Here is a 19,645-nt window from a genome sequence, read left to right as displayed (position 1 = left end):
AAGGACCGCTGGTTTACTTGCGTTAACGACGAATGAGCTGAATGAAGAAAAGCGGATGAATGATTGAGGAGGAACAAACGTGGCAAATGCATATGCAAAAGCCGGTGTCGATGTCGAAGCCGGTTATGAAGTAGTCGAACGGATCAAAAAGCATGTGAAACGAACAGAACGTCTAGGCGTGATGGGGGCAATCGGGGGTTTTGGTGGCTGTTTTGACTTATCATCGTACCAATTGAAAGAACCAGTACTCGTTTCTGGGACAGATGGTGTAGGAACTAAGCTTTTATTGGCGATCCAGCAAGAACAGCACACAACGATCGGCATTGATTGTGTCGCAATGTGCGTGAATGATATCGTCGCTCAAGGGGCAGAACCTATCTACTTCCTTGACTATGTTGCAGTCGGTAAAAACGATCCTGCAAAGATCGAACAAATCATTGCTGGTGTCGCAGAGGGCTGTGTGCAAGCGGGTGCTGCCCTGATTGGTGGGGAAACCGCTGAAATGCCGGGAATGTACCAACCAGAAGAATATGATCTTGCTGGCTTTGCCGTAGGAATCGTCGAAAAAAGTCGCTTGATCACTGGAGAAACCATCAAAGAAGGCGATGAGCTGATTGGTTTGCCTTCATCAGGCATTCACTCGAATGGGTACTCTTTAGTCAGAAAAGTCTTTTTTGAACAGCATGGCTATACAGGAGCAGAAACATTTGCAGAACTTGGCAACCAAACACTTGCAGAAAGTTTATTGACGCCAACGAGAATTTACGTGGATGCATTGAAGCCTTTATTGACAGAAGGATTGCTAGCTGGAATTTCTCATATCACTGGTGGCGGCTTTGTTGAAAATATCCCGCGGATGCTGCCTGAAGGTCTGGCGGCAGAAATCTCCTTAGACACTTGGCCGCAGTTGCCGATATTTGATCTGATTGCTGCTCATGGCGCGATTCCTCACCAAGAAATGTTCGAGATTTTCAACATGGGGATCGGTATGGTCTTAGCCGTTGCGCCAGAAAATGTTGCGGCAGTAATGGCGCTTCTATCCGCCAATGAAGAACCAGCGTATCGGATCGGTAAAGTGACGAAACGTGACAACGAAGCTGTCTGCTTTAAAGAGGCAGTCCGATGAGGATCGCCGTCTTTGCTTCTGGAACGGGCAGCAATTTTACAGCGATCGCCGATGCGATCCAGGCTAATGAAATCAAAGGGGCGCAGATCGGATTGGTCTTTTCCGATAAACCTGCAGCGCCAGTGATAGAAAAAGCCCGCGCAAGAGACTATGAAACGCTTGTCTTGGAGCCAGCGGCTTTTGCGTCAAAAGCAGCCTTTGAAAGGAAATTGATCGAAGAATTGCAGTATCATGCCATCGATTTTATTGTTTTAGCTGGGTATATGCGGATCATCGGGAACACCCTATTATCCGCTTATGAAGGCAGAGTCATCAATATCCATCCCTCGTTGTTGCCGAGCTTCCCAGGCAAATCTGGGATTGCCGATGCCTTCGCTTATGGCGTGAAAGTGACGGGGGTTACGGTTCATTATGTCGATGCTGGCATTGATACAGGGCCAATCATTGCCCAAGAAATCGTTCGGATTGACACCGACGATACGTTAACAAGTGTGACAGAGAAAATTCATCAAGTGGAACACCAAATCTATCCAGCTGTTTTAGCTGAAATTGTGGAAAAGGGGCTATCAAATCGTGAATAAACGTGCATTAATCAGTGTGTCTGACAAAGAAGGACTGGTACCATTTGTCCAAGAATTGACCAATTTAGGATTTGAGATCATTTCAACTGGCGGGACCAAAACCGTCTTGGAGGAAGCAGGGCTTCAACCGATCGGCATCGAAGCGATCACAGAATTTCCTGAAATGATGGACGGTAGGGTAAAAACGCTACATCCGCGGGTGCATGGTGGTCTGTTAGGGCGACGTGATCTGCCTTCTCATATGGAGGCAATGGCTGAGCACGGTATTTTACCGATCGACCTCGTTGTCGTCAATCTTTATCCATTTAAAGAAACGATCAGCAAGCCTGATGTCACAGAAGCCGACGCAATCGAAAATATCGACATCGGCGGACCAAGCATGCTGCGTTCTGCGGCGAAAAACCATGCCTCAGTAACTGTTGTCGTTGATCCCAAGGATTACGACTGGGTTTTAACTGAGCTGAAGGAAGGCAATACGACGTTGGCATCAAGAAAGAAATTAGCTGCCAAAGTCTTCCGTCATACCGCAGCCTACGATGCCTTGATTGGTGAATACTTGACCAAAGCGGTGGCCGAAACAGAAACGGAGAACTTGACGAAAACCTATGTTTTGAAACAAACATTGCGTTATGGTGAAAATAGTCATCAGAAAGCTTCCTTCTATCAAGACGCATTACCCGTGCCCTATTCGATTGCCAGCGCAAAACAAATCCACGGCAAAGAATTGTCTTACAACAACATTAAAGATGCTGACGCTGCCTTACGGATCGCAGAAGAATTTACAGAGCCAACTGCAGTAGCCCTAAAGCACATGAATCCATGTGGAATCGGAAGTGGAGAAACGATTGCTGAAGCTTTCCAAGAAGCTTACGAAGCAGACCCAGTGTCGATTTTTGGCGGGATTATCGTCTTAAATCGTCCAGTTGATGTGGCAACTGCGCAGCAGCTGCAGCGGATTTTTCTTGAGATCATTATTGCACCTGCATTTGAAGAAGGAGCACTTGAAATCCTAACGAAGAAAAAAAATCTGCGCTTGCTGGTTGTTGATTTCGAAAAAGCAGCCAAACAGCCAGAAGTTGTCTCTGTCCTTGGGGGCTTATTGGTGCAAGAACCAGACGATCAAATGGAGTCACCAGCAGATTGGACCGTGGTGACCAAAAGACAGCCGACACCAGAAGAAATCGCAGCCTTGGCATTTGCTTGGAAAGCGGTGAAACACGTGAAGTCCAATGCGATCGTTTTAGCCAATCAACAGCAAACCGTCGGGATCGGTGCTGGTCAGATGAACCGCGTTGGTTCAGTGAAAATCGCTGTGGAACAAGCCCGTGAAAACAATAAATTGGCTGGTTCAGTGCTGGCAAGCGATGCCTTTTTCCCGATGGATGACAGTGTCGAATATGCAGCACAACAAGGAATCAAAGCGATTATTCAACCTGGTGGTAGTATCAAAGATCAAGAATCGATCGACATGGCAGATAAGTACGGTGTGGCGATGGTCTTTACTGGTGTTCGTCATTTTAAACACTAAGAAATAGGAGAAGACGATGAAAATACTTGTTATTGGTAGTGGTGGCAGAGAACATGCCGTCGCAAAAAAGTTTCTGCAAGACCCTCAAGTTGAAACAGTCTTTTGTGCAAAGGGCAATCCTGGAATGCGAAAAGACGGGATCGTGACAGTCGCAATTGAAGAGTCCGATCATGAAGGTTTGATTGCTTTTGCTCAAGAGCAGGAGGTTGATTGGACCTTCGTTGGTCCAGAAGTTCCATTACTAAATGGCATCGTAGATGATTTTCAGGCGGCGGGCTTGGAAATTTTTGGTCCCAATCGACAAGCAGCGATGATCGAAGGATCAAAAGAGTTTGCCAAAGAATTGATGCGTGCCAATCACATTCCAACAGCTGACTATCAAAGCTTTACAGATAGTGCGCAAGCAAAAGCATATATCCAACTTAAAGGTGCACCGATCGTTATCAAAGCGGATGGCTTAGCGGCAGGCAAAGGCGTAGTTGTTGCTGAAACCGTTGATGAGGCGAATGCAGCTGTCGAAGCGATGCTGGAGCAAAATGCTTTTGGTGAAAGTGGTGCAAAAGTGGTGATCGAAGAGTTTTTGGCTGGCGAAGAGTTTTCGCTCTTGGCGTTTGTTAAGGACGAAGCCGTCTATCCAATGGTCATTGCCCAAGACCATAAACGTGCGTTTGATGGCGATTTAGGGCCGAATACAGGAGGTATGGGGGCGTACACACCAGTACCGCAGATTCCGCAAGAAATGGTCGATCAAGCGGTCAAAGAAGTTTTACTTCCTGCAGCAAAAGGGATGATTCTTAATAAGACACCATTTACTGGTATTCTTTATGCAGGTCTGATTGCTACTAATGATGGACCGAAAGTCATTGAATTTAATGCTCGTTTTGGTGATCCAGAAACGCAAGTCGTGTTAAGTCGTTTAGATAGTAGCCTAGCACAGATCATTGATGATCTCTTGCAGGATCGAGAGCCCGCGATCCGCTGGAATCAAGCGGCTTCGATCGGTGTCGTGATTGCATCGCAAGGATATCCTGGCAAGTATCAGCAAGGAATGCCTGTTCCATCTCCTCAAGGAGAAGGAACACAATTCTTTTATGCAGGAGTGGAGGAGACTGCTGATCAAGGCGATTTGACGGCAGCTGGTGGTCGTGTTTTTCTTGTGGAAGCTTCAGCTGAGGATTTAGCTACTGCCCAAAAGAACGTCTATGAAGCAATCAATAAATTGCCTTTGTCGGGTTTGTTTTATCGAAATGACATTGGTGACAAAGCCTTACACTATAGCAACTCATCAAAGGCGATGAAGTAAAGAACGTTTCAATGCGTAATGCAAATTGAAAGTAAAGGATGACTGCCAGTAGAACCAATCGGTTGTGCTGGTGGTTTTCATTTTATAGGAGGTTTTTTTGACGTTGGTGTAGCGTTTTCATCTTGTTGTGCTAAAATAAGAATGTAGTTTAAATAAGGAGGAACTTTACGTGAAAAAAATTAAATTCGGTCCCACTGATTTAGAAGTATCTAGCGTGATTTTAGGTTTGATGCGAATCAACAATGTCAAAGACCCAGTGAAAGTATTGACGACAGCGATTGAAAATGACATTACCTTTTTTGACCATGCCGATATCTATGGGCGCGGGGAGTGTGAAACGATTTTTGCGGAAGCGTTAGCAAAAACGGATGCCAAAAGAGAAGAGTTGTTCATTCAATCAAAATGTGGCATCGTTCCAGGTGAAATGTTTGATTTTTCGAAAGAGCATATCATTTCTTCCGTGGAAGGTAGTTTACAGCGTTTGAAAACCGATCATTTGGATGCGCTACTATTGCATCGCCCTGATACTTTGTTTGAACCAGAAGAAGTGGCAGCTGCCTTTGATCAATTAGAAAAAGACGGCAAAGTGAAATACTTCGGTGTCAGCAATCAAAAACCTGGTCAAATCGAATTGTTGAAAAAATATGTTTCCCAACCTTTAGTAGCGAATCAGCTGCAATTCGGGATCATGCATACGGGAATGATCGATCAAGGAATTCATGTCAACATGACGGATGCTGGTAGTGTCGATCATGATGGAGAAATTCTTGAATATTCTCGCTTGCATGAGATGACGATCCAAGCTTGGTCTCCGTATCAATATGGTTTCTTCGAAGGTGTCTTTATCGGTAACGAGAAATTCCCAGAGTTGAACGAAAAATTGACCGAACTAGCGGACAAGTATCAAACGGCACCAACAGGTATTGCTTCTGCGTGGATCTTACGTCACCCTGCAAACATGCAAGTGATTGCTTAAATGGTCACATAAAAGTATATAGTAATTTCATCGTCAACTACCTCGATCTTTTCAATAATATTTTCTATCAAGCTCCGTCTGGTAGAAAAATCCAATTCTTCAAATTTATCAACTAACTCTTCTAATGATTTTTCAAACTCTTCTTTATCTTTTTCACTCACCGTCTGATTCAACTGTAATTCTAATTTTTCTATTTTCTCTTTGAGTTCATCGGTTTTATTATCTAAGATATTTGTGGATATTTTATCTGATAGATACAAATCTAATAACTTTGATTGTTGAGCGTTAAGTCGGGCGATTTCTCTAATGATAGGTTTATTATCTATTTCGTTACTATTTTCTTTTAAAGCAAACTTAGAATTTTCTGCTCTTTTTTTTATTTCACTCAAAATTGCTGCGTCCAAAAAATCGCATCGATAAGATTTGCCTGAGCAAGTCCAACCGTATTTTTGCTTATGCTTGTAAGTCCTGCACGAGCAACGATAATACTTATGTTTATATTTTTTTCCATTGGCGGTTCTAACGCTCTCATATCCATTGTAAGGCTTTCCGCACTTGTGGCATATAATGAGTCCCGAAAATAAATAACTGTGGTTAAACGCATTGCTGTGAGGTCTATTGCTGATTAAACGCTGAACTTTGTTGAAATCTTTTGTAGAAACGATTGGTTCGTGTTTAGCATCATATACTTTGTTTTGATATTTCTGTTTTCCGCAATAGTAATGAGATTGAAGTCTTCTTCTGACAGTAGAGTCCATGAAGCTATCTTCAAAAACGGGGAATTCTTTTTTCAATGCAGAAACAATCTTATTTATCGCTTGTCCGTTTAAAAAAAGTTCGAACATTCGCTTAACAGCTAATGCTTGTGTTTCTTGAATTTCTAATTCGCCTGTAATTTGATTGTACTCGTATCCAAATGGAACATTACCGCCACCCATATAATAGCCACGTTTCACACGTTCAAGTTTCCCCATTGACATGCGTTCTGTAATGTTATCACGCTCCAATTGGGCGAAAACTGAAAGAATTCCGATCATTGCACGGCCAAAAGAGGTGGTAGTGTCAAAACTTTCTTGCATACTAATGAAATCAACATTATTTTTGAGAAACACATCCTCAATCAAATACATAGTGTTCTTTTGGCTACGTGATAGACGGTCAAGCTTGTAAACGATGACGACATCTATTTTATTGCTTTCGATATCTTCGATCATTTCATTAAGTGCCGGTCGTTCAAGTTTAGCGCCAGAAAAAGCTGCATCTGTATAGGTATTGAACACTTTATAATCTTTTGCTATTGCGTAAGCGTTGAGTTTTTCCGTTTGCGCTTCGATCGAGTATCCTTCTTTTTCTTGTTGAGGAGTGGAAACTCGAATATATAAGCCTGCTTTTTTCATTGTATCAACTCCTATTTATTGTTAAAATAGGCATAGGTAATAAGCCTATCGTTTATTGCTTGGCACGCCATTCTGTGAGGGGAGGGCGTGTTTTGTGTTATAGACCTAATAACTCTTTTTTCTTCACTTCGAATTCATCTAAAGAGATTATTCCCATATCTAAAAGCTCTTTCATTTCTTTGACTTGTTCGACTGCAGAAGTTTTAGCTGGCGCATTAGTTTTATGACTATTTTTTTCGTCCATTCTATTTTTCACATAATCAACGAAAGCGGCGACGTCTCCATCACTAATCCATTTCATATTAACTTTGTTGCCCGACGCATAAAACGATAAAGTATAGCCCATTGCTTTTTTCCCGAATTCTATCGAGGATATGTTTGAGTACGGAAAAGATTCGCTATCAAAACCAAAAGTACGTTTACCGTAGAAAAATAAACGCTTGTCAGTAGCTAAGAAAACTCCATTTTTGATTGTATCGTTTCCTAGCGATTTAGTTTCATATACTCCGAAAACACCCTCTACAACTTTTTCCCCTGGTTCCAAATGTTCTTGCGCAAATTTTAACTGTTTAGATATTTTCTTATTATTCACATCTAAAGCCATTTTAAACCCCTCATTTCTTTGATATAATAATTTTGAGTTAAAATACTAACCCTAGCCGCAGCGCCAACTACGACTGGGGTATTTTTATAGCACCACTACACCAAAAATTTTGAAGTCATCTGTCTCACTGATAAGTATATCTTTATAATCCTTGTTAAGACTCACTAATTTGTTGCCTGACAGCTTTTTAACATAAGCGTCACTGTTTACACGACAAATCACTATTTGACCGTCACGAGCTTCTGAGGTGCCTTTTACAAAGATTATTTGTTTATCGTCAAAAAGTGGGGTCATGCTATTACCGTTTACCCTTACAGCGAAGTCGTGTTCCGGAACTTCGCCATTAAACTCAACTTCTTCTTCATTCGATTCTAACCACTCGCCTGAACCTGCTGAAACATAGCCCTTTATCATGATTGATATTTTTGACTTGCGTTGTTGTTCTTTAAGCTGATATTCAGCGAAGTTGTAGACTTTTGTTTGTCTTGGTTTTTCTAATTGATTGTAGATTGATTCAATGGAAGGAACATTATCGTATTCCCAACCCATTAAAAAAGCTGGTGTTGTTTTCAAAATTTCTGCAATATCACCAAGAATATTAGTAGGCAATTTTTCGATATCGCCTTTTTCATATCTAAAGATAGTAGATCTAGAAACTCCGAGCTTTTCCGCAACGGCATCAGCGCTTAATTTCAATTCCTTTCGTCTTAATTTTATTCTCTCACCTATATCCATTTCTTTCACCTCTTGAATATATTATAAATCACATGTTGCAAAAACGCAACAAATTAGAATCGCAATAATGCAACTTTCGTATTGACTAATATATTTCTGGGTGGTATATTTAGTTCAACAAGTCGCGATAATGCGACAAAAGAAAGGAGTGAGGTTCATGATCAACACAAACAAGTTAAAAGGTCTTATCGTAGAACGGGGCACTACTCAACAAGCAGTAGCAGATTCAATCGGAATCGATCGAAGTACTTTTTATCGAAAAATGAAAAAAGGTGGAGATTTCTCGATTGAAGAAGCAAAAAAAATGAAGCAAGAAATCCCGCTAACTGATCAAGAAGCAATCGAAATTTTTTTTGGTGGAAAAGTCGCATTTACGCTACAAAACAAACAAACAACATAAGAAGGAGGAGGCTTCCTAGTGACAACAACAATACACCCCAACGGAATCAAAGTTCACTGTGTTTGGCAAGATGGCACTCACATGAAAGAAGGGGAAAAGATTCCTTTGGAAGTTCAGAAAAAAGCGGTTCAATCGGTTTTGAAGATGATGAAGGAGGAGAAATAACTCCACACGAAAGGAGTGGCTAGGGTGGTTACATTACAAGTAATAGTTTGCGTAACATTCATTTGGTCGTGCATACCGGTTTGTATATATATCATGAAGAAGCTTCGTCCTGAGTCTTACAAATTATACGCAATTTACAGCATAACAGTAGCTCTTGCATTTACATTGTTTGCAATTTCTAGGCTTCCGTAGGAGGAGATCATTTGGTGACAATAGTTTCTTTAATTTCAATCACTCTAAGCTTAGGTTCAATTATTTTAAATATTAACACTAATAAAAAGATGAAAAGGAGAAATCACATTGAAAAACAAACTAGCAAAAACAACAGCAATCATCGGGCTAGCACTAGGTAGCGGCGTTATCGGCTACGCAGCAAGCAACGCATTTCAGGATTTGGACACGATCAAGGCGAATTTCAACACAGTCCTACAATATGGACAAACGAAATCGCAACGTGTGTCAGAACTCGAATCACAGCTATCCGACAACACTCGCACACAGGAGCAGTTGAAAGCCGAAATTGAGCAAATCAAATCAGACAAGCAAAAGGAAATCGAAGCGAAGCAACGAGAAATCGAACAGAAGCAACAAGAGATCGCTACAAAGCAACAGGAAGCCGATAGCTTGCGTCAACAACTGAACACGGTGCAGAACGACAAGGAACAGCTAGAACAGCGTGTGAGTGAGTTACGGCAGTATACGGATCAAAAAGTAGGGGAGTTGGGGAAATAATGGCAAGAAAACCTAAAAACAGATATCGATTAACCGTTGGTGGTTTAAAGGTTGAGCTTTCCCTTTGGACTAGATTCACTGATACGGCTAGTGACCTAGAAATTGCAAAAGCTATCTTACGTCACATGAGGTTCTATTCGGTTTATGAGTCGGTATCCGAAGGAGCGCCTTTTGATTTAAAAATGATTCGAGCATCTAAAGCGAATGTTGAGAAAGGGTGACTAAAAATGATTAAAAGAATCACTATATCAGTTGAAGAGGATAGCGGATCGAAAATGCAACATACCGTCTCGACAAGAGAAGAAGCGATTGCTTTAATCGATCGATATTTCAAGGAGGAGTCAGCATGAAGAAAATCTACTGGATCAGACGCACAACATTTATTCTTGTGATCTTCGCATTGGGAGCATTGCTTTCATCAGAACCACCAACGTGGCTAGTCATCGGATTCCCTTGTGTCGCAATGTTGCTACTAATGATTTATGACGAAGCAGTATTTGAATTACGATCAAGGACGGTGAAGAAATGACTAGAGCGGAAGTACTTGATCTATACTATCGCACACTTGACTGGAAAGAAATCTACTACGAAGCGCAAGCAAAAATGGACGAAAAAAAAGACTCCGGCCGCCAAGCATAGAGTCTTAAAAAAATTCATCTAAGGAGATTATACCATGAGAATAGCTATTGACACAATCGGGCGTATTCATCTAATTGACGGATACAAACCTTATGGATCAATCGTTTTCGATATTGATAAGAAAAACGATCGGGTAGGTGTGTATCAGGACAGCGACGACGAGGATGTCCGTACACAATTTGAAATTATTGAAGAATCAGCGGAGTTCGATCGAGAAGAACTGATTCAAGGGTTAGAGCAAGTGATTGAGAAATTGAAGGAGGTCCTTTGAGTGAAACTATATGAATTAACTGGTGCATTTAACCAGGTCGCAGATATGTTGGAATTTGATTCTGAAAACGCAGCGATTATTGACACATTAGAATCACTTGATTTAGCCATTGAGGAAAAAGCAGACGGATACGCAAAATTGATTCGTAATCAGGAAGCTTCAAGCAAAGCATTTGATGAAGAGATCAAACGGATGAGAGAACGCAAACAAGCAATCGACAATAACGTCAAGCGAATGAAATTAAGCTTACAAAATGCAATGGTGGAAATTGGCAAAACGAAATTTAAAACAGATTTATTTAGTTTTAACATTCAAAAAAATCAACCTAGCATCGAGATTATTGACGAATCATTGATACCAGATAAATTCAAAAAAATAACTATCGATTTTGATAAAACAGCAATCAAGAAAGCAGAAGAAGATGTTCCTGGTGTCGAGATCAAGCAATCAGAAAGTTTGAGGATACGCTGATGAAAATCCAAAAAGCAAGTGAAATGAAGAAAAGTGATCGTTTCAAAATAATGATTTACGCAGAGCCAGGGGCAGGAAAAACGACAACACTTAAATATTTAGAAGGTAAAACGCTCGTTTTAGATATCGATGGTACATCAAGAGTTTTGGCTGGCATTGAGAATATTGATGTCGTAGAGATTGATCCAACAAATGTAGCAAAAGAAATGATTGAGTTTTATGGATATGCAAAAGCTCACTTAGACGACTATGACAATATTGTTTTGGATAACCTAAGCCACTATCAAAAACTCTGGTTTATGGAAAAAGGAAAGCACACAAAGTCAGGCCAGCCAGAGCTTCAACATTATGGAGTTTTTGATACACACTTGATTGAATTGATTTCCACATTCAATTCATTGCATGCAAACGTAGTTTACACAGCTTGGGAATCAACTAGACAGATACAGTTAGAAAGTGGTCAACTTTACAATCAATTCCTTCCAGATATAAGAGAAAAAGTAGTCAATCATATTATGGGAATCATTCCAATGGTTGCTAGGCTAGTTAGAAATCCAGAAACGAAGCAACGTGGGTTTATTCTCCAAAAATCAAACGGAACATTTGCGAAAAATCAATTGGACCACAGAGAAGGTTGTCTTCAAGAAAATATCTTCAAAATCGGAAGTGATGATGATTGACCTTTGAATTATACGACTATCAGGAAGACTTGATAAAGAGGGCTAGAGAGTCTTTTATCAATGGATATCGCGCTCCTTGTATCGTTTCGCCATGTGGCTCTGGTAAATCAGTGGTGATTGCAGAAATCGCTCGTAAGACGACTTTAAAGGGCAATCATGTATTGTTCTTGGTCCATAGAAAAGAATTGATTGATCAAATAAAGAATACATTTGAAACGCATGGTGTGGATATGAGATTTGTAGTTTTCGGAATGGTCCAAACGATCGTTAGAAAGTTAGGGAAAATAAGAAAACCTAAATTAATCATAACGGATGAAAACCATCACAGTTTGGCTAGTAGCTATAAAAAAATTTACGAATACTATTCAGATGTCCAACGAATAGGCTTTACCGCAACACCAGTCAGATTAAACGGTAGCGGTTTGGGAGATGTCAATGATTTGTTGATAGAGGGTGTATCAGTTAAGTGGTTAATCGAAAATAAACGGCTAACTCCATTTAAATACTATGCACCAGCGTTGATCGATACTTCAGTTTTAAAAATGAATTCTATGTCTGAATTCTCAAAAGGCAGCATAGATAAAGCTTTGGAACAAAAAGCAATATACGGTGACGTTATCAAGCATTACAAGAAACTAGCGGAAGGTGAGCAGGCAATAGTATATTGCCACAGTATTGAATCAAGTGAAAAGACAAGAGATTTATTTATTGAAGCTGGATACCAAGCAGCACATATTGACGGAAAAACGAATAAACAGGAACGTGATTCAATTATTGAAAAATTTCGTAATCACGATATTAAAATTCTGACAAATGTTGATTTAATCGGTGAGGGATTTGATGTTCCAGATTGCTCGACAGTCATAATGCTAAGGCCCACTAAATCGCTCTCGCTCTTCATCCAGCAAGCCATGAGAGGGATGCGATACAAGCCAGATAAAATATCTACAATCATTGACCACGTAGGTAACGTGAATGAACACGGATTACCAGATATGCCTAGGCAATGGAGCCTATCAAGTAAAAAAAGCAGAAAGAAAGAGGATGTCATACCTATTAAGGAATGTCCTAACTGTTTTGGAACTTATGCAAGTGAAGTTGGAAATATTTGTCCTTATTGTGGGCATGAGATACCGAAAGAAGAGCGTTCTGCAAACCTTGAAACAATTGAGGGGGCGGAATTACAAGAAGTTACTTTAGATTTATCAGCCGGAAAATACGCAAGTATGCAACCAGAAGAGGCTGAAACGATAGAGGAGCTTTACAAAATAGCCAGAGCTAAGGGATATAAACCAGGTTGGGCGTATATTCAAGCGAAACAAAAGGGGTTTTTGTAAGTGAAATATATTGAAAGTCAATACACAGGAGTTCATTGGGACACCACCAAGAAAAAGTGGGTAGCTCAAAAAGGAATCGACTACAAAAAATTCTTTTTGGGGTATTTCGATACTGAAAAAGAAGCTTATGAAGCGAGAGTAAAATTTGATGAAGAAACAAAGGGGAATAAAGCTGATAGAAAAATAGTGATGGGTGATATTTTTGGAAAATATGAAGTAATCGGTGATACAGGAAAAAGAAACAAATCAAAAAATAAAATCTACCTTGTAAGGCATATCGAGACTAACGAAGTTAAAGAAACACTATTAATTAGTTTGAAAAGGGGAGATTCAACAGGATATAGAAGTAGTTCAGAAAATAAAGAGTTTGTGAAAAACGCGATTAATCCACTAGCTATGAAGTATATGACCGAAAAAGATTTGAAAGAAGGAACCAGATTATCGGCTTTGAAAGATTATCTTCCATCGGACAATACGTCTGGGTTTAGGGGGGTGAATTATCGGAAAGACACAAAAAAATGGAGAGCTTATATAAATTTCAAAGGAAAGAACATTAGCTTGGGTTCATTCAACAACAAACAAGACGCAATCAACGCACGACTCGATGCAGAAGAAAAATATTTTAAACCAATCTTAGAAAAATATAAAAAAACAGAAAGAGGTAATTAACTATGACAGGATTTAACTTAGACTTTAACGACAAATTTGAAGGCGGCGGAATTACAGACGGAGTTTATGAAGTGATCGTAAATATCGCAACTGAAGATGCAACAAAAAGCGGAACAGAATACGCACAATTAGATTTGATCATCCGTAACGATGTACAACAAAAGCACCAAAATCAACATATCTTTCATAAAATTTGGAAGAAAAAGGACACAGGCAAATACAATTTCCAAATGTTTAACACTTTAGGTTGGGCTTTTCGCTTAGACGAAGGGAAATCATATGGAAGTATTGACGACTTATTACAAGATTTCTTTATGAAAACCGCTAAGGTGACCGTTAAAAACGAGCAATCAGAATTTAACGGAAAAACTTATGACAACTTGAATGTAAAACGGTGGGAACAGTCGGCTTTCCCAAATATTCAACATCAATTCAAAGATAGCAGTAAACCGAATGATTTTGCAGGCGGAAGCATCGATATTACCGATGATGATCTTCCATTCTAATTAAAGGGAGTTGAAAGTGTGTGGCGTATGAACACATTCCAGAAGAACTAAAACAGCAAAAACAATGGTGTGTATATCGATTGGTATGGAACGAAGAGAGAAAAAAACACACCAAAATACCAGTCGATCCACACACTGGAAACAATGGTAAATCTAATGATGAGAGTACGTGGTCTGATTATCAGACCGCACTCTCTGCAATAGAAAAATATAACTGTAATGGATTAGGTTTTTATTTTAAGAAGCCATACTTCGGAATTGACATCGATAATATCGAAGGAGAAATTCAGCGTTATCTACAAGGCGATATTGAAACAAACATGATGTATGAATTTGTAACATCTATAAAATCTTATGCTGAATACTCTCAATCAGGTAACGGTATCCACATTATCTGTAAAGGGAAGTTGCCAGGACATAGGCGTAGAAAAGGCAATGTTGAAATGTATGATTCAGGTAGATTTTTCGTTATGACAGGCAACACTGTCGATCGCAAATATAACCAAGTTATCGAGCCTTCAGAAACCACTTTAAAACTGCTTTACAACCGTTATATCGGTGACGATAAGATTATCCGATTTAATAATCAAAACGTCTCAGAATCGAAAATAGACCTCTCAGAAAGCGAGATAGTACAAAAAGCATACGAAAGCAAGCAGGGCGCCAAATTCAAGGTTTTTATGGAAGGCGGCTGGGAAGCTTTTTATGATTCTCAATCCGAAGCCGATATTGCTTTCGCGAACATGTTGGCGTTTTGGACCGGTAGAGATTATGAGAAGATGGACAGCATTTTCAGAGATTCGTCTTTATTTAGACAAAAGTATGACGAACGCAGGCCACCAAATTCAACATACGGCGGAAACTTATTAAACAAAGCAATCCATGAATGTGAAAATACCTATACGCCTAGCCAGTCGCATGGTTTCAGAATTTTCATTAAAGAGTTTGAAGAAAAGAAAGAAGACAAATTCTACTCCTATGATGACACCGGGAATGCAGAAAGATTTATGGATGTGTATGGAACCTTAGTCAGATACTCATACATTAATAAAGAGTTTTATTTCTACGATGGTAAGAGTTGGAAGATTGATGATACAGGTGAAATATCAAAAATGATCGATACCACAGTTGACATGATGAAAAATGAGAAAGTTTATATCCCTGCCGACTGTGAAGATCCAGAAAAAATTGAAGAAGCCTTTAGGAAACACATCAAGCGTTCACGGGGGAATTCTGCAAAGAAAGCTATGAGAGAACAAATCATGCACCGTGTATCGGTTTTACCAGATGAATTTGATAGCGACACAACACTTCTAAATACACAAAATGGATATTTAGATTTGATTAGCGGAGTATTGCACGAACACAACATAGACAAAAAGTTTACACGAATAGCAAACATTGAATATACAGATAAAATCGATGCGCCGCAATGGACAGAATTTTTAAATCAAATATTTGATAACGATCAAGAATTGATTAGATATGTTCAAAAGGCCGTTGGTTATTCACTAACTGGGTCCACAAGAGAGCAGAGTATGTTCGTGCTGTTCGGCGCTGGTAGCAATGGTAAATCTGTGTTTCTAGATACTATCTCATATATCATGGGCAGCTATGCGACAAACATGCAAGCAGACACGATTATGGTTAGAAAAGCAAATGGTGGAGCTAATACAGATATAGCGCGTTTAAAAGGCGCTAGGTTGGTGACATCATCTGAGCCTAATGAAGGCGTGCGTATGGATGAAGGGTTGGTTAAGCAGCTAACAGGCGGGGATAAAGTAACTGCTCGCTTTTTATACGGAAAAGAATTTGAATTTACACCAGAATTCAAGCTTTGGTTAGCAACGAACCACAAACCAATCATTCGAGGTACGGATGACGGAATATGGCGAAGAATGAATTTAATCCCTTTTACCATACAGATTCCTGATCACAAGAAAGACAAGAACCTTAAATACAAACTTAAACGTGAATCAGTCGGGATTTTGAATTGGATAGTAGAAGGTTGTCTGATGTGGCAGAGAGAAGGTTTGAAACGACCAAAAATCGTTGAGGATGCTTCAAAAGAATATCGAGAAGAAATGGACGTAACTGCAGCATTTATCAATGATTGTTGTGAGAGAGGGATAAATAAGCGAGTAAAAGCTAAAGATTTTTATCAAGCGTACAAAACTTGGGCCAATGAAAATGGTCAGTACGAAATGAATAGCACGAAATTCGGTAAAGAAATGAGTAACAAATTTAACAAAAAGAAAACTAACCAAGGAATTATGTACGAAGGTATAGATTTAATTAAGGAAAGTCAGCCTTACGAAAATAGTGGAATTCGAAATTTGTTTAATTAGTCTATACCAATTGTCGGAAAAGTGCATAGTAGTGAAGGGTAAGTGCATAGTTTAGAACTCAACTATTCACTCCTTCAAACCCTTGCTATTACTATATTTATATTACTTTTTTTATATAAAGTGAATAGTAGTGAATAGTTAATATAAAAGAGTAAATAAAAAAAGTAATAAAGGAAAAATATATAAAAGAATAGGAATTTGGGTCAAACTATGCACTACTGTTCACCTTATCAAGCTGTATCCATTGGGGGAGTAAGCCCGAAGGCAGGTGAATAGTTTAGGCTGACTATTCACTTTATTAGGAGGTCCAAACATGCAATCTGAACAATCAATCCAAAACGAAATACTAATCGAATTATCGAAAAAAGGTTATAAAGCTTTTCGCACGAATGCCGGCAAAGTTAGAACAGAATCTGGCGGAGTGATTAAACTGCTGCCAAAAGGACATTTTGATATTTATGGCTACAACCCGAACGATCAAACAGTTTTCTATATCGAAGTAAAGAACGCAAAAGGCAAAGTAAGACCCGAACAAATTACCTTTCATAAAGTATTGCAAAAAGACGGTATTGTTCATGGCATTGCTAGAAGTGCGATGGACGCATTGATGATCGTGGAAGAAAAAATAGTAGGGTGGGGTTTTTAATGACACCAACACAAGAAAGCATACGCAAACTGTCGGATGTAGATTTAATAGCTCAACTAAAAATCGTGCGCAGCGCACAAAGGCGATTTGATTTCCGTGAAAAATGGATTTGTGAAGAAATGGAACGGAGGAGTAAGGATGAACAAACAAGAATTTTTTAATAGTGTAATAGATTGGGGTGTGTGGTGTACCGACCATAACACTGGTGAAAAAGATCGATACGTAAAAATTTATAAGGTTAGAGAGTTGATTGAGCAACTTGACGAACAACCAAAAGTAACTGTACCTAAGTTTGTAGCTGATTGGATCAAGCAATGCAAAGAAAATGCTACATTAGCTGATTGCTTAAATGGATATTATCAAATCTCAAACGGCGAAGTTGTTGGATCGACAGATTTTCAAAATTGGGTTGCAGACAACGAAAACGATGAACTGACTGCTAAAGCGTGGATATTTGGTTATGAAGTGGAGAAACTTCCTGTTTTCCCTTTATCTCAAGGCGATTTGGTTATTAGAAAAGGCAAACACGAAGCGAAAATTTATATTGTTGAATCAGTTAGCGAGAGCGGTGTGCTTCTTGTGAATGGGATAAAAGACGAGTTTTATTCAGTGGATGATGAAGGCGGTCCCGACAATGACCTCGACTATTTTTATTCTAATTTTAGATTATTAGCCAAAAAAGAGTCGCTAGAAGTGGAGGAAGTCAAATGAAACTAGCAGACACAGTAACAGGCGTGCAAGACGGTAAGTATAGCCCACCGCCACGAGTAGTCAGAAAGCAACGTAGAGTAAAAGCAGGCATAGAGTATTGGTGCGTGACCGAACGTTTTACAAAACCTTTCAAAGCAGTGTGTGTCAAAGTGTTTGAGAACTCGGCCATCGTGACGTTTGGCAGCGATCGGACAGTAGTTAGATTGCGAGATATGAAGAGGGTGGAATGATGGCTAACAAAGAAGATTTATATCGGTTGGAAAGGTTAGTTAATACGCCAGGTGCTGACGAAGACGAAATCAGAGTTTTGAGAAAGGCTTTGTGGGGAAAGAGTTACGATCGACCAAAGCAAAATAGATACAACTCAACGCCAGTCAGATTTACTTTTCCAGATGGAGAAGTCAAAGAATTCAGCACACAGCGTGAAGCCGCAGAGATGTCAGGGTTGAACAAATGGACTTTGGATCGAGCATGCAGATTGCAGATACCTTTGAAGAAAGGCAATTTCGCAGGTGCAACGGTTGAGATATTGAGTCAGTAATCGGAAGATATTACCAACTAGGAGGAGAAGAAAATGAGTAAAGAAATGCACGAAAAGTGGATGTGTTCTGTTGACGAAGACCAATGGCAAGCCGCTGAATATTTTGACACTAAAGAAGAAGCTGTGAAATTTGGTATTGAGTCAATTCAAACCTTTAACAAGAATCCAGAAGACGGGTGTTTGGATGATGAAATGGGAAGTACACCAGAAGAAGTTGTAACTAGCTTTTATGTGGGACAAGCATTCTGTCCGGGAATACCTTTCAGTGTTGATGATTTACTAGAACGTATACAGGAAGCTGCTTATGAAGACGGAGGAGAATTTGCCGAAGATTATTTAGATGATGTAACAGAAGAACACAGGGAAGAACTAGATGACTTAATTCAAAACTGGTTCATAAAGCACAAATATTTACCCAGCTGGTACAACATTTATGAAATTGATGAAATTAGTGTGAGTTGATTCCACTATCCACCAAAATAACCAACTGAAGGGAGGACACTAATGATCGTTTGGGCGCTATTCGACAGCGGAAATGGTTGCTATTCAAAAGCTGCAAAAAAGTTTGAAGATATTGAGATTTATTCGATTGGAATTGACCGCAAGAACAAGGGTAATCATTTTATCAATCTGAACTTAGCAGATTATTCTAGGTTGTTTGGAGATAATACTTTATTCGATCACTTAGATAGCTTGCCAAATCCAGATCTTATCATTGCAAGTCCGCCGTGTGAATCCTGGTCTGTGGCAAGTGCTATGGATAATGGGAATGCCTGTTGGAAACAAGAAAAGGGAGATGGACTCTTTGAGCCGCAAGTACCTTTATCTCGCTTTACTATCAGATACAGGAGTGACTACGATCGGTATCAATTCAAGCCAGAAAAATCATTATTGACGCGAATAAATGGCGAGCTTTGTGCATTTAATACGATTGAAATCATCAAACGATATCAACCAAAAGTTTACATCATAGAGAATCCGGCTCATGGCCGTTTATGGGAATATATTGAAAAGATTCTAGGCTTTGAGATTCCCTATGAGAATCTTACTTATTACAACAATTATGATTATCCAATTAAAAAACCTACTAAATTCAAAAGCAATATAGATTTAGACCTAAAAAAAGAAATTATCCCGAATGAAGTTGAGTTTAAGTCAGGCTTTAGTAGAGACTACAACGAGCGATCAAATATACCTGCTGCATTAGTTGAGGATATATTTCGTAAAGTTCTGGAGATGGATTTAGTCCACTATCCGACGAAATAGCAGAAAGCGAGGA

26 protein-coding genes and 1 pseudogene are annotated in these 19,645 nt (G+C 39.5%); 24 read left to right on the top strand and 3 right to left on the bottom strand.

Annotation, left to right across the window (positions count from 1 at the left end):
* Positions 1-79 precede the first annotated feature (79 nt).
* The 5 genes and pseudogenes from purM to IGJ25_RS10560 all read left to right on the top strand — a co-directional run.
* Complete coding sequence (purM, locus tag IGJ25_RS10580) at positions 80-1,126, top strand: phosphoribosylformylglycinamidine cyclo-ligase (RefSeq protein ID WP_015509886.1); 1,047 nt, start codon at positions 80-82, stop codon at positions 1,124-1,126.
* A complete protein-coding gene (purN, locus tag IGJ25_RS10575; protein ID WP_010749592.1) occupies positions 1,123-1,707 on the top strand; it encodes a phosphoribosylglycinamide formyltransferase in 585 nt (194 codons plus the stop codon). Before purM ends, purN begins: the two co-directional genes overlap by 4 nt.
* Entirely contained in the window at positions 1,700-3,235 is a 1,536-nt protein-coding gene (gene purH / locus IGJ25_RS10570; protein ID WP_015509884.1) for a bifunctional phosphoribosylaminoimidazolecarboxamide formyltransferase/IMP cyclohydrolase, read from the top strand. Before purN ends, purH begins: the two co-directional genes overlap by 8 nt.
* A 16-nt stretch (positions 3,236-3,251) precedes the next feature.
* A complete protein-coding gene (gene purD, locus IGJ25_RS10565) occupies positions 3,252-4,538 on the top strand; it encodes a phosphoribosylamine--glycine ligase (RefSeq protein ID WP_225001098.1) in 1,287 nt (428 codons plus the stop codon).
* A gap of 169 nt (positions 4,539-4,707) precedes the next feature.
* A pseudogene (locus IGJ25_RS10560) lies at positions 4,708-5,511 on the top strand (aldo/keto reductase); the annotation flags it as partial.
* Here IGJ25_RS10560 and IGJ25_RS10555 read toward each other — a convergent pair.
* From IGJ25_RS10555 to IGJ25_RS10545, 3 genes are all read right to left on the bottom strand, one after another.
* Positions 5,511-6,911: a recombinase family protein gene (locus tag IGJ25_RS10555; protein WP_438779313.1), complete on the bottom strand. Its 1,401-nt coding sequence runs from the start codon at positions 6,909-6,911 to the stop codon at positions 5,511-5,513. The pseudogene IGJ25_RS10560 and the gene IGJ25_RS10555 overlap by 1 nt on opposite strands.
* A gap of 97 nt (positions 6,912-7,008) precedes the next feature.
* Complete coding sequence (locus IGJ25_RS10550; RefSeq protein WP_113849830.1) at positions 7,009-7,515, bottom strand: PH domain-containing protein; 507 nt, start codon at positions 7,513-7,515, stop codon at positions 7,009-7,011.
* An 84-nt stretch (positions 7,516-7,599) separates the two neighbouring features.
* Positions 7,600-8,250 carry a helix-turn-helix domain-containing protein gene (locus tag IGJ25_RS10545; protein ID WP_438779312.1) on the bottom strand — a complete coding sequence of 217 codons (651 nt, stop codon included), beginning with the start codon at positions 8,248-8,250 and terminating at the stop codon, positions 7,600-7,602.
* Positions 8,251-8,407: 157 nt separating this feature from the next.
* Between IGJ25_RS10545 and IGJ25_RS10540 the strand changes: the two genes are divergently transcribed.
* The 19 genes from IGJ25_RS10540 (at position 8,408) to IGJ25_RS10450 (ending at position 19,632) form a co-directional block, all read left to right on the top strand.
* Positions 8,408-8,650 carry a phage repressor protein gene (locus tag IGJ25_RS10540; RefSeq protein WP_067625986.1) on the top strand — a complete coding sequence of 81 codons (243 nt, stop codon included), beginning with the start codon at positions 8,408-8,410 and terminating at the stop codon, positions 8,648-8,650.
* 18 nt (positions 8,651-8,668) lie between these two features.
* The gene (locus IGJ25_RS10535) at positions 8,669-8,815 is read left to right on the top strand and encodes a hypothetical protein (protein ID WP_162787479.1); all 147 of its coding nucleotides are present in this window, start codon (positions 8,669-8,671) and stop codon (positions 8,813-8,815) included.
* 300 nt (positions 8,816-9,115) lie between these two features.
* Positions 9,116-9,547: a hypothetical protein gene (locus tag IGJ25_RS10530; RefSeq protein ID WP_428217540.1), complete on the top strand. Its 432-nt coding sequence runs from the start codon at positions 9,116-9,118 to the stop codon at positions 9,545-9,547.
* Positions 9,547-9,768 (top strand): hypothetical protein, encoded by a 222-nt coding sequence (locus IGJ25_RS10525; RefSeq protein WP_429960406.1) that lies wholly within the window; start codon positions 9,547-9,549, stop codon positions 9,766-9,768. The genes IGJ25_RS10530 and IGJ25_RS10525 overlap by 1 nt, the downstream gene beginning before the upstream one ends.
* Positions 9,769-9,893: 125 nt before the next feature.
* Positions 9,894-10,076 (top strand): hypothetical protein, encoded by a 183-nt coding sequence (locus IGJ25_RS10520; protein WP_195493374.1) that lies wholly within the window; start codon positions 9,894-9,896, stop codon positions 10,074-10,076.
* A 144-nt stretch (positions 10,077-10,220) separates the two neighbouring features.
* Entirely contained in the window at positions 10,221-10,457 is a 237-nt protein-coding gene (locus IGJ25_RS10515; RefSeq protein ID WP_438779311.1) for a hypothetical protein, read from the top strand.
* Complete coding sequence (locus IGJ25_RS10510; protein ID WP_438779310.1) at positions 10,458-10,928, top strand: siphovirus Gp157 family protein; 471 nt, start codon at positions 10,458-10,460, stop codon at positions 10,926-10,928. It begins immediately after the preceding gene.
* Positions 10,928-11,608 (top strand): AAA family ATPase, encoded by a 681-nt coding sequence (locus IGJ25_RS10505; RefSeq protein WP_438779309.1) that lies wholly within the window; start codon positions 10,928-10,930, stop codon positions 11,606-11,608. The genes IGJ25_RS10510 and IGJ25_RS10505 overlap by 1 nt, the downstream gene beginning before the upstream one ends.
* A complete protein-coding gene (locus IGJ25_RS10500; protein ID WP_438779308.1) occupies positions 11,605-12,945 on the top strand; it encodes a DEAD/DEAH box helicase in 1,341 nt (446 codons plus the stop codon). The genes IGJ25_RS10505 and IGJ25_RS10500 overlap by 4 nt, the downstream gene beginning before the upstream one ends.
* Positions 12,946-13,614 carry a hypothetical protein gene (locus tag IGJ25_RS10495; RefSeq protein ID WP_438779307.1) on the top strand — a complete coding sequence of 223 codons (669 nt, stop codon included), beginning with the start codon at positions 12,946-12,948 and terminating at the stop codon, positions 13,612-13,614.
* A gap of 2 nt (positions 13,615-13,616) precedes the next feature.
* Positions 13,617-14,120, top strand: coding sequence for a DUF669 domain-containing protein (locus tag IGJ25_RS10490; RefSeq protein ID WP_438779306.1), 504 nt, complete (start codon positions 13,617-13,619; stop codon positions 14,118-14,120).
* Between the two features lie 20 nt (positions 14,121-14,140).
* Entirely contained in the window at positions 14,141-16,468 is a 2,328-nt protein-coding gene (locus IGJ25_RS10485; protein ID WP_438779305.1) for a phage/plasmid primase, P4 family, read from the top strand.
* A gap of 313 nt (positions 16,469-16,781) precedes the next feature.
* On the top strand, positions 16,782-17,114 hold the full coding sequence (locus tag IGJ25_RS10480; protein ID WP_438779304.1) for a VRR-NUC domain-containing protein: 333 nt from the start codon (positions 16,782-16,784) through the stop codon (positions 17,112-17,114).
* Positions 17,114-17,275, top strand: coding sequence for a hypothetical protein (locus tag IGJ25_RS10475; RefSeq protein ID WP_438779303.1), 162 nt, complete (start codon positions 17,114-17,116; stop codon positions 17,273-17,275). The genes IGJ25_RS10480 and IGJ25_RS10475 overlap by 1 nt, the downstream gene beginning before the upstream one ends.
* Positions 17,253-17,825 carry a DUF1642 domain-containing protein gene (locus IGJ25_RS10470; RefSeq protein ID WP_438779302.1) on the top strand — a complete coding sequence of 191 codons (573 nt, stop codon included), beginning with the start codon at positions 17,253-17,255 and terminating at the stop codon, positions 17,823-17,825. Before IGJ25_RS10475 ends, IGJ25_RS10470 begins: the two co-directional genes overlap by 23 nt.
* Positions 17,822-18,055 carry a hypothetical protein gene (locus tag IGJ25_RS10465; RefSeq protein WP_438779301.1) on the top strand — a complete coding sequence of 78 codons (234 nt, stop codon included), beginning with the start codon at positions 17,822-17,824 and terminating at the stop codon, positions 18,053-18,055. Before IGJ25_RS10470 ends, IGJ25_RS10465 begins: the two co-directional genes overlap by 4 nt.
* A complete protein-coding gene (locus tag IGJ25_RS10460; protein ID WP_228074069.1) occupies positions 18,055-18,366 on the top strand; it encodes a hypothetical protein in 312 nt (103 codons plus the stop codon). The genes IGJ25_RS10465 and IGJ25_RS10460 overlap by 1 nt, the downstream gene beginning before the upstream one ends.
* 33 nt (positions 18,367-18,399) lie before the next feature.
* Positions 18,400-18,828, top strand: coding sequence for a hypothetical protein (locus IGJ25_RS10455; RefSeq protein ID WP_121261453.1), 429 nt, complete (start codon positions 18,400-18,402; stop codon positions 18,826-18,828).
* A 42-nt stretch (positions 18,829-18,870) separates the two neighbouring features.
* Positions 18,871-19,632, top strand: coding sequence for a DNA methyltransferase (locus tag IGJ25_RS10450; protein WP_438779300.1), 762 nt, complete (start codon positions 18,871-18,873; stop codon positions 19,630-19,632).
* The last annotated feature ends 13 nt before the right edge of the window (positions 19,633-19,645 follow it).

It is taken from the genome of Enterococcus sp. DIV0240d, from assembly GCF_051711245.1.
In the GTDB taxonomy this organism is placed as follows: domain Bacteria; phylum Bacillota; class Bacilli; order Lactobacillales; family Enterococcaceae; genus Enterococcus_D; species Enterococcus_D casseliflavus.
This window is presented reverse-complemented; position numbering and strand designations above follow the sequence as displayed.